The following is a 9,169-nucleotide window of genomic DNA, read 5'->3' on the forward strand; positions in this document are numbered from 1 at the left end:
GCCGGCCGCACTCGTCGCTTGACGGGCAGACGCCGGATACCGTGTACTTGAATTGGTTGCCGTCGTCCCAGGCAGCATAGTCGACAGAGCTATCACTTTATCGTTGGTGGAAAAGTGTCTTAACGAACGGGGCCACTTCTAGGCATGACGGCCGTTGTCGGTGACGACTACCCAGCAAGCGGCAGTCTGGTGCGTAGGCGCGGCGGCGGTGACGAGCCCGACGACACCATCGCGTAAGCGGTAAGACGACACCGAGCTGACGTTCGGCTGACCGCCGGCCGCTTCGGAGACGAAGAATTGATCGCGCTTATTAAAAGCAAAGCCGAACGGCGTCGGCGCCGGTGACGAAACGATCGTCGGCGTACTCAACAGGCCGTCATCGCCGACGGCGTAAATCAAAATATTGCCGGTCGCCTTTTCTGTGACGACCAACGTGTCGCCATCGGCGTTGAACTGCACTTCGGCGGCGCCGGTGCCATGCCCGCTCAACGGACGCGTCGAGTCGGCTAACGATTTCAGCTCGCCGCGACGATTAAGGCGAAAGCCGCTGAGGTTGTCGCTGCCAGCGTTTAGGACGTACACGAGATTGCGATGTACGGCGACACTGACTGGCGTTTGACCGCCGCTCGGCGTCTTGTCGGTAAGCGCGAGTCCCTCATCATCGATCGCAAACACGGAAAGCTCGCTGCTGCCGGCATTCACCGCCAATAACCACTGATTGCTGGAATCCAACGCCAGCGCGCCTTGATTACCCAGCCCCTTGCCGGTGCCGTTACCGCCGGTCGCGAATTCGCCGGCCGCTGTAAGGTTGCCGTCTCTGCCGCGACTAAATGCCAGGATGGCGTTGCCCGATGGCGCGTTGGTCGCGGTATAGACCGCGCCGACGACTTTGTTTTTGTTGTCGGCGTTAGCCGGTGCCGCGAATCCGGACGACAACGCCAGGATGGAAACGGTCGCTAACGAAAATAAACGTTGCATGCGCATTCTCCTTTTTTGGGAAACCAATGGTCCGATCGACATTGGGATATCGTCGGCGATTACCGCTAACGAGCTGGCGCAGTCTGCAACTACGGAGGTCACAGAGTCCTCATGCAAAGATCACATAAATTTGATTTGACGCTACGGCGGCGGCCGCACTCTGATACGGCGACGACAAACGACAAGCCGCCACGACGCATGCAAGAACAACGACGAATTTTGGTTATCGAGGACGACATCGATATCTCGCGGATGCTCGAACTCAATTTGCGTAACGACGGCTTTGCGGTAACGCTCGAACGCGACGGCGAAGCCGGACTCGGACGGTTACAACGTGAGCGCCACAATCTGCTGCTGCTCGATTTAATGCTGCCGGGGATGGATGGCTGGGAAGTGTGCCGTGAGGTACGACGGCTGTCGGATTATTTGCCGATCATCATCGTCAGCGCCAAAGTCACTGAAACCGACCGCGTGCTCGGTCTCGAGCTCGGTGCCGACGATTATTTGACCAAGCCGTTCTCGCTACCGGAACTGACGGCGCGCGTGCGCGCGGTATTGCGGCGCATGGAAGCAGCCGAGCAACGCGCGGCGACGCTCGCCGGTGTCATTCGCCATGGGCCGCTCACCATCGACCCGGTAGCACGCGAGGTTCAGCTCAATGGTGCAGTGATCGACATGACCGCGCGCGAGTTCGAGCTATTGCTGTTCTTTGCGCGTAATCCCGGACGCGCCGTCAATCGGATGGAACTGTTGGATCAGGTGTGGGGCTACTCGCACGACGGCTACGAGCATACGGTGAACTCGCATATCAACCGTCTGCGCATGAAAATCGAGCCGAATCCGGCACGACCGACGTACATCCTGACGGTATGGGGCATGGGTTATAAATTTGTCGATCCCGCGAACCACCGCGGAGACGACGCGTGACACCGAAATCGCTCTACAGTCGTATCGCGCTCGTCTTCGCCGCGGTGTTGCTCGGCTTCGGCGCTACCCTCGGCTGGGTGGCGTACGCAACCGCCAAGCACCAGCAACACGATATCCTCCAGCGCTTGAGCCGCGGCTTAGCCGACCATATCGCCCGGCATGAACCGCTGATCGACACCAACGGCATCGATCGCAAAGCCGTCGAAGACGTGTTCCATATGGCGATGGCGGTTAATCCGCTCATCGAGGTTTATTTGCTCGACGCCGACGGCACGGTCCTCGCCTACTCGCCGGCGGACGGTCGGCTCGCGCGCAAGCACGTAGCGCTCGCGCCGATCCAGGCTTTTCTCGACGGCCAGTCGTTGCCCATCGTCGGCGACGATCCGCGCAACGCCGCCCGCGAAGAAGTGTTCAGTGTGACCCCGATTCGGCACGACGGCCGCACCACCGGATATTTATATATCGTGTTGCTCGGCGATAGGTACAGCCAACTGGCCGACAACGCGCGTCGGCAATATTTGTGGCAGACGGCAGCGGCTATCGGTGCGGCGGCGTTGGCGTTGGCGCTGCTAGTAGGACTGATCGCGTTTGGTCGCATAACGCGGCCGCTCGATCGGCTGACGCACTCGGTAACGGAGTTCGAAAATGGCGATGACGCGCCGCGGACGACGACACCACGCGACACTACTGACGAGATCGGCCGGCTAGCGCTCGCGTTCGACCACATGCGTCAACGCCTGGCCGCACAGATGACCGAGCTCAAGCGTCAAGACGGTTTGCGTCGCGAACTGGTCGCCAACGTGTCGCACGATCTGCGTACGCCGCTCACATCGATGCAGAATTATCTCGAAACACTTGCGCGCATCGGCGACAACTTATCGGCAACCGAACGTCGGCAGTATCTCGACGTCGCCGTACGCCACAGCCACCGCGTTGCCAAGCTGTCGCAACAACTGTTCGAGTTGGCGCGGTTGGAATGCGAAGAAACATTGCCGCGCCCGGAGATCTTTTCGTTACCGGAACTGATGCAAGATATCGCCCAAAAATTTTCGCTGACGGCCGCCGATAAAGATGTACGCCTGACGGCGGCGACGCATCCGCAAAATCTGTTCGTGCGCGGCGACATCGGCATGATCGAGCGCGTAATCACCAACCTCATCGACAACGCTATCCGCCATACCGACGCTGGCGGCGAAATCCGCTTGGAAACGACGCCAAGCGATGCCGGCGTCGAGGTGCGTGTCGCCGATACCGGTATCGGCATCGCCGCCGAATACCTGCCCGACCTATTCGAACGCGGCTCACCGCTGCGGCAGACACCGAGCCGACGCAACGGCGGGCTCGGCCTTTTGATCGCCAATCGCATTCTCATGCTGCACGGCGCACGCATGACGGTAGCGAGCACACCAGGACTCGGCACCACCTTCAGCTTCGCGCTGCCGGCGCAGTCATAAGACAGAACCGACCCAGACACCGAACGACAATCTCGGTGTCTGGGTCGTTGCATCGACGTTTAGTTCTTCAACAACCCCTCTGCCCTTAACGCTTCCTGTACCTTCGGCCGCGCGGCGACACGCGCCAAGAAGGCGCCGAGATGCGGATACGGCGTTAGATCAATGTCGGACCAGTTGCACCAACTAACGATGGTAAACGCGTAGGCGTCGGCAACGGTAAACCGATCGCCCATCAAGTATTGGCGCGTCGCAAAATGCGCATCCAATTCGGCTAAGCCCTTGGCAATCTTCGCACGCTGGGCTTTTTGTACATCATCCGGGCCGGAATGAAACAACCAGTAGAACTGTTTGTGCAGCTCGGTGCCGATGTAGGTCAACCATTCTTGAACCTGCAGACGTTCAACGCTGCCGGCCGGCGGTAGCAAGCCCGTCGTCGGTGCCTTGTCGGCGAGGAACTGAACTAACACCGCACCTTCGCGCATCCGTGTACCATCCTCAAGTTCGAGTACCGGAACGTAGCCGCGTGGATTAATCGCGTAATAGTCTTCCCCTGCCTCCGTTTTGTGAGTCTTTATGTCAACCTTAATGAGGTCGAGCGGAATTCCGGCCTCGCGAGCGACGATGTGTGGAGATAGCGAGCAAACGCCGGGGGTGTAATAGAGCTTCATGGGAACGATCCTCTTATTTGGTGGTGAAAAGTAAGTTGCAGTTGGCACGCGCCACTTCCATGGAATGAGCGCGTGATGAAGTAAAATGACGACGAATACCCGATCCCGGAGCAGCCAATGCCCACGAGTAGTCGCTTTGCCGTTGCAGTCCACGTACTCACGGCGATCGCCATGCACAAGGGCGAACCGGTCACGTCGGAAAAACTGGCTTACAGCGCCAGCACTAACCCGGCCGTTATTCGCCGCATTCTGTCGATGCTGCACGACGCCGGTTTGTCGCGTACGCAACTTGGCCAAGGCGGCGGCGCGATGCTGGCGCGTACACCCGATGCCATCTCGCTGTTGGATATCTTTCGCGCGGTCGAACAGGAAGAGTTGTTTACCTTTCATCGAAAACAACCCAGCGATATCTGCCCGGTCGGCAGCCACATACAACCGGTCCTGCGCGTTACCTTTGAGCGCGCGCAACAAGCCATGGAAGCCGAATTGGCCGGCGTTTCGATTGCGCAGGTAGTGCGGAAGATCGAGAAGCACGGCCGCGCCCGCTAATCGGCAGCAACCGCACCGGTTGGCGCAAGGAGGCGGCGGATCGATTCACTGGCGGGGTTGCGTAGCGGCATGCAATTAATATAATGTAACTAACACAGTTACACAACACGGCAGCTGCCTGTGCGTCAGTAACCCAAGGTCGTCAACTACGATCAACGCTCCCGTTGAAAATAGGTCGAGAGCCGAATGGCACTTACTTAAGCGCCATCGACAACAGATGCCACGATTGACTCCTCCCCCTTCAGGGGGGAGGTTGGGAGGGGGGTGGGTTTTATGGCAGCGATAACCGAGTAAAAAACCCACCCCCACCCCAGCCCTCCCCCCTATGACTCGTGTAAAAATCATCGATCCGAAAACCGCCGACGGCGAAGCGAAGCAACTGCTCGACGCGGTACACACGCAGCTCGGCATCGTCCCTAACTTCATCCGTGTTCTTGCCAATTCGCCGAAGGCGCTCGGCGGCTTTCTCGGCCTGTACGCTGGCGTCGGCGCGATTTCGCTCGACAAGCAAACACAGGAGCGGATCGCGCTCGCGGTCGCCGAGGACAACGGTTGCCAATATTGCGTGTCGGCGCACACCGCCATCGGCCGCGGCGCCGGGTTGTCGACTGAAGAGATGCTTCTAAACCGCCAAGGTAAATCGGCCAATGCCAAAGCGGCGGCGGCCGTAGCATTGGCCAAGGAACTAAATGAAGGTAGGGGCGAGATTAGCATTCGCCAGTTCGACGCCGCGCGCGCCGCTAGCCTGAGTGATGCGGAGATCGTTGAAATCATTACAGTGGTAGCGATGAACATCTTCACGAATATTCTCGGGAAGGCCACGCAGGTCGACATCGATTTTCCGAAGGTGCCGCTTCTGGGTGAAACGTCGGCGGTTTTGGCCTAGAAACTGCCGACAGTTGTAGAGTTGGCCGGGGACGTCGGCGGAACAGCGATTCCGCTGGTGTTCCAGTCAGGAGTTACGACCATGCAGAAACCTACTAGCGACATTGCGTTTACGCCGGCGGTGAAAGCACAACAGGAACGCCTGGGATCGCGCGAGGCGTACTCACGGATGGAGCAACGCGGTGGCTGGTTGGACCGAGTCACACCGGAACTCGCTGCGTTTATCGCCGAACGGGACAGCTTGTATCTGGCAACGGCAAGCGCCGAAGGACAGCCATACCTCCAACACCGCGGCGGGCCGAAAGGATTTCTACGTGTCCTCGATGAGAAGACCTTGGGCTTCGTCGACTATCGGGGCAACAAACAATACATCACGACCGGCAATCTGAGCGAGAACGATCGCGCGTTCCTGTTTCTCATGGACTACGAGCACCGTCAACGAATCAAGTTCTGGGGGAAGGCGAAGGTAATCGACGATGATGCCGCGTTGCAGTCACGGCTCTTGCCCACTGATTACAAAGCGAAGCCCGAGCGCGTCATCGTGTTCCGAATCGAGGCCTGGGATGCCAATTGCCCACAACATATTCCGCAGCTGGTGCCGGCGACGAAGGTGGCGCGAATAGTCGAAGACTACGAGGCGCGAATTGCGGAGCTTGAGCGCGCGCTGGCGCGGTCGGGATCCGACGAGGGTTAGTGCTTAGAAGTTATCTTTTTTGAGATAGCGCTGTTGAAAACGCCACGAATGCTCCCTCTCCCCTAGCCCCTCTCCCGCAAGCGGGAGAGGGGAACGTTGTTGCAAGCTTTTTCTAGTTTGTAACCCGGAGAGAGCCGCCGTTATACGATCAGACGTTGAGCATGCGCCGTAACGCCGACTCGATGGTCGTCTGACCCCGCATTACCGATTGTGGATGCTGCCACTTCACTTTGCCGCTGTCGATGTCGGCATAAAACCGTCGAAACAGCTCAGAAAAGTCGTGCGAGATTCCCATGCCGGTGAACGTCGGCACGACGGCATCGTTCGGCAATGCGACCGGCTTCACTTTTTTACCGAGAATCGACGATAAGACCTCCGCCACATCATCGGCGCTGTACTCCTGCGGCCCGGTGAACTCGACCATTTTGTCCGGCGCCGCTGCTGCCATGAGCAACTGCGCCGCGGTGACGCCGATATCGTCGGCCCACACCGTTGGAACCTTGCGGTCAGGCCGTAAAAACGTCGGCAATACCCCCTCGGTTTTTGCCGCCGCTAGGACACCGCCCCAATTGTTCATGAAGTACGATGCGCGCAGAAACGTCACGCCCGCCATCGGCCCGATCTTCTCTTCGGCGTAGAGCTCGCCGAAGTTGTAACTGGCGTACGACGACAGGAAGACAACGCGCCGCGGCTTGGCGCGGGCAATGACGCTGGATAGAAGATCGGACGTGGTGGCGCGGCCTTTTACAACCGCGTTCGATGACCAATCCGGTGGCAGTAGCAAGTACGCACCCTCGACATCGCGCAATGCCGATTCGATGACACGCTCGTCGCTAAGCGTGCCGACTACTACGTCGGCACCACGCTCGCGCCACGGCGCGGCCGTGTTAACGTCGCGCACGACCACACGAATTTTTTTGCCGTGATCGAGCAGCGTACGTGCGACCGCCGAGCCGGTATTGCCAGTAGCACCAAATACAGTAAACATTTTTGTGCTCTCCTCTATTACTTGGCAGCGGTCTTCGGCATTACGCCGAGTTGCTGCATCAAACTCGCCGAATCAAACTGGCCCCAGTACTCGACCCACTTGCCGTTCTCGAAGCGCCACTCGTCCATGAACGCGACTTTAATTTTCTTACCGGTCGGAGCGATGCCTTGGAACTCGCCTTTGTGCGTACCCGTGAAGTAACCGCGGCCGGCAATCTTATTGCCTTCGACGACTTCATCCTCGAACGTAAACTGAATGTCCGGGAACGCGGTCCAGAAGTACGTGAAAAATTGCTTGAGCGCGGCCGGGCCGGGCGGTGTCTCCGGCGGGAGGGTATGGTCGACAAAATTAGCGGCGACAACTTCGTCCAGCACCTTGGTGCTGTGTGCGTTGAGCCCTTCATCGATGACGCGGTGGAATACTTTTCGGTTCTGCTCTGCAGTCATATGCGCCATTTCCGCTTTAGGCATGGCGTCAGTGGAGGCGGCATTGCTCGCACAGCCCGTTGTTAGCAAACCCATCGTCAGCAACGCACCGGCAATAGCAGCTGCGGTTTTTGAGCGCAAAACGCTCTTAATAGGTAGGGAAGACATTCGATTCGCTCCTCATTGGTATAAGCGCTCCGCAAGTAGAGGCGCTGGAAACGGATCCTAAGGGGCGATACATGGACGGTACATGCTGTCTTGTCTCTATTTATTGCCTTTTTGTCCACAATTTATGGACAAAAAGTTAAACGATATCCATACTCCGCCGGCATGAAAAACCCTCTCCAGTCGACCGATCCCCTCGGCGAAGCGCTCCACTTCTTGCGGATGTCTGGCATGTTTTATTGCCGATCGGAGCTGAGCGCGCCGTGGGCGCTGGCGGTGCCGGCGGTACGGGGTTGTATCGGATTTCACGTCGTTACCGCGGGTCATTGTTGGCTCGAGGTCGAAGATGCCGAGCGCGTGCTACTAGAGCCGGGCGATCTCGCGCTGGTCCCACACGGTCGCGGGCAGCGCTTAGGTGATACCCCGACGACACCGGCGGTACCGCTTGCGCAGTTACCGTTGCAACACGTGAACGATCGCTACTCGACGTTGAATTATGGCGGTGGCGGCGACACAACTATATTGATTTGCGGCGAAGTCATGTTCGACCATCCAGCGGCGCAACGATTGATGACACTGTTGCCGAAGGTGATCCATCTAAAAGCCAAAGGCTTCGAATCGACCGACTGGCTATCGAGCACGTTGCGCTTCATCGCCTCGGAAGCGCGCGCACGTCGACCGGGCGGCGAAACCGTCATCACCCGATTGGCCGACATCTTAGTGATCCAAGCGATCCGCGCTTGGATCGAGCAAGATCCGCAAGCGCAAGGCGGTTGGCTCGGCGCACTGCGCGATCCGCAAATCGGTTGTGCCATCGCCGCGATTCATCAGGACGCGACACGCCCGTGGACCGTCGAGTCGCTCGCCGCCGAGGTGGCGATGTCGCGCTCGGCCTTCGCCGCGCGCTTCACCGAGCTGGTCGGCGAACCGGCGATGCAATACGTCGCCCGCTGGCGCATGCATCTCGCGCTAATGTGGCTACGCGAAGACAACCTTAGCGTTGGCGAGATCGCCAGTCGCTTGGATTATCAATCGGAAGCCGCATTCAGCCGCGCCTTCAAACGATTCATCGGCGCCGCACCGGGAGCGATGCGCCGCCAAGAAACGCAACGCGATAATCCCATCGCCGCAACGCCCGCCGCACCGTCGCGCCGCGCGACACGCTAGTGTCCCGAGTTATTGTCGTCGAATAAATATATCGCTAGCCACTCCCCTCTCCCCTTGCGGGAGAGGGGCCGGGGGAGAGGGGGAACCTTATAGCTTTCCCCTCTCCATAGCTTTCCCCTCTCCCTTGTTGCATTCCCACCTCCCGCAAGGGAAGAGGGTGACACGACATCAAGCGTCCGGGAATTCCTTAGTGAATTAATGACGCGGGACAGAATGGCACTTACTTAAGCGCCATCGACAACAGATGCCACGATTGACTCCTCCCCCTT

At 58.7% G+C, this 9,169-nt stretch carries 10 protein-coding genes; 6 read left to right on the plus strand and 4 right to left on the minus strand.

Translation table 11 applies throughout. From position 1 onward, the window contains the following. Window positions 1–138 precede the first annotated feature (138 nt). Window positions 139–978, minus strand: a complete 840-nt coding sequence (locus HY308_02285; GenBank protein MBI3897106.1) for a beta-propeller fold lactonase family protein — start codon at window positions 976–978, stop codon at window positions 139–141. Window positions 979–1,176: 198 nt separating this feature from the next. Between HY308_02285 and HY308_02290 the strand changes: the two genes are divergently transcribed. Beyond that, window positions 1,177–1,905, plus strand: coding sequence for a response regulator transcription factor (locus HY308_02290; GenBank protein ID MBI3897107.1), 729 nt, complete (start codon window positions 1,177–1,179; stop codon window positions 1,903–1,905). Further along, the gene (locus tag HY308_02295; protein MBI3897108.1) at window positions 1,902–3,359 is read left to right on the plus strand and encodes a HAMP domain-containing protein; all 1,458 of its coding nucleotides are present in this window, start codon (window positions 1,902–1,904) and stop codon (window positions 3,357–3,359) included. The genes HY308_02290 and HY308_02295 overlap by 4 nt, the downstream gene beginning before the upstream one ends. Before the next feature lie 59 nt (window positions 3,360–3,418). Here the strand turns inward: HY308_02295 and gstA are convergent, their stop codons facing one another. Then, window positions 3,419–4,027: a glutathione transferase GstA gene (gstA, locus tag HY308_02300; GenBank protein MBI3897109.1), complete on the minus strand. Its 609-nt coding sequence runs from the start codon at window positions 4,025–4,027 to the stop codon at window positions 3,419–3,421. Between the two features lie 117 nt (window positions 4,028–4,144). On the opposite strand from gstA, the gene HY308_02305 reads away from it, so the two are divergent. The 3 genes from HY308_02305 to HY308_02315 all read left to right on the plus strand — a co-directional run bounded on the left by HY308_02305 (window position 4,145) and on the right by HY308_02315 (window position 6,155). Continuing rightward, window positions 4,145–4,576 (plus strand): Rrf2 family transcriptional regulator, encoded by a 432-nt coding sequence (locus HY308_02305; protein ID MBI3897110.1) that lies wholly within the window; start codon window positions 4,145–4,147, stop codon window positions 4,574–4,576. A gap of 325 nt (window positions 4,577–4,901) precedes the next feature. Next, window positions 4,902–5,462, plus strand: a complete 561-nt coding sequence (locus tag HY308_02310; GenBank protein ID MBI3897111.1) for a carboxymuconolactone decarboxylase family protein — start codon at window positions 4,902–4,904, stop codon at window positions 5,460–5,462. 81 nt (window positions 5,463–5,543) lie between these two features. Beyond that, window positions 5,544–6,155, plus strand: a complete 612-nt coding sequence (locus HY308_02315; protein ID MBI3897112.1) for a pyridoxamine 5'-phosphate oxidase family protein — start codon at window positions 5,544–5,546, stop codon at window positions 6,153–6,155. A 148-nt stretch (window positions 6,156–6,303) separates the two neighbouring features. Here the strand turns inward: HY308_02315 and HY308_02320 are convergent, their stop codons facing one another. Both HY308_02320 and HY308_02325 read right to left on the minus strand, forming a co-directional pair. Further along, window positions 6,304–7,143 (minus strand): NmrA family NAD(P)-binding protein, encoded by an 840-nt coding sequence (locus tag HY308_02320; GenBank protein MBI3897113.1) that lies wholly within the window; start codon window positions 7,141–7,143, stop codon window positions 6,304–6,306. A gap of 17 nt (window positions 7,144–7,160) precedes the next feature. After that, on the minus strand, window positions 7,161–7,736 hold the full coding sequence (locus HY308_02325) for an ester cyclase (GenBank protein MBI3897114.1): 576 nt from the start codon (window positions 7,734–7,736) through the stop codon (window positions 7,161–7,163). Between the two features lie 162 nt (window positions 7,737–7,898). Here HY308_02325 and HY308_02330 point away from each other — a divergent pair, with 162 nt between their 5' ends. Beyond that, window positions 7,899–8,900: an AraC family transcriptional regulator gene (locus HY308_02330; GenBank protein ID MBI3897115.1), complete on the plus strand. Its 1,002-nt coding sequence runs from the start codon at window positions 7,899–7,901 to the stop codon at window positions 8,898–8,900. Window positions 8,901–9,169: the final 269 nt, after the last annotated feature.

Source organism: Gammaproteobacteria bacterium (assembly GCA_016199745.1).
Classification (GTDB): Bacteria; Pseudomonadota; Gammaproteobacteria; order Acidiferrobacterales; family Sulfurifustaceae; genus JACQFZ01.

Coding starts and splice junctions, on each gene's coding strand:
- HY308_02285 (MBI3897106.1), bottom strand. CDS start 978: ATGCAACGTTTATTTTCGTTAGCGACCGTTTCCATCCTGGCGTTGTCG.
- HY308_02330 (MBI3897115.1), top strand. CDS start 7,899: ATGAAAAACCCTCTCCAGTCGACCGATCCCCTCGGCGAAGCGCTCCAC.
- HY308_02305 (MBI3897110.1), top strand. CDS start 4,145: ATGCCCACGAGTAGTCGCTTTGCCGTTGCAGTCCACGTACTCACGGCG.
- HY308_02315 (MBI3897112.1), top strand. CDS start 5,544: ATGCAGAAACCTACTAGCGACATTGCGTTTACGCCGGCGGTGAAAGCA.
- HY308_02325 (MBI3897114.1), bottom strand. CDS start 7,736: ATGTCTTCCCTACCTATTAAGAGCGTTTTGCGCTCAAAAACCGCAGCT.
- HY308_02310 (MBI3897111.1), top strand. CDS start 4,902: ATGACTCGTGTAAAAATCATCGATCCGAAAACCGCCGACGGCGAAGCG.
- HY308_02290 (MBI3897107.1), top strand. CDS start 1,177: ATGCAAGAACAACGACGAATTTTGGTTATCGAGGACGACATCGATATC.
- HY308_02320 (MBI3897113.1), bottom strand. CDS start 7,143: ATGTTTACTGTATTTGGTGCTACTGGCAATACCGGCTCGGCGGTCGCA.
- gstA (MBI3897109.1), bottom strand. CDS start 4,027: ATGAAGCTCTATTACACCCCCGGCGTTTGCTCGCTATCTCCACACATC.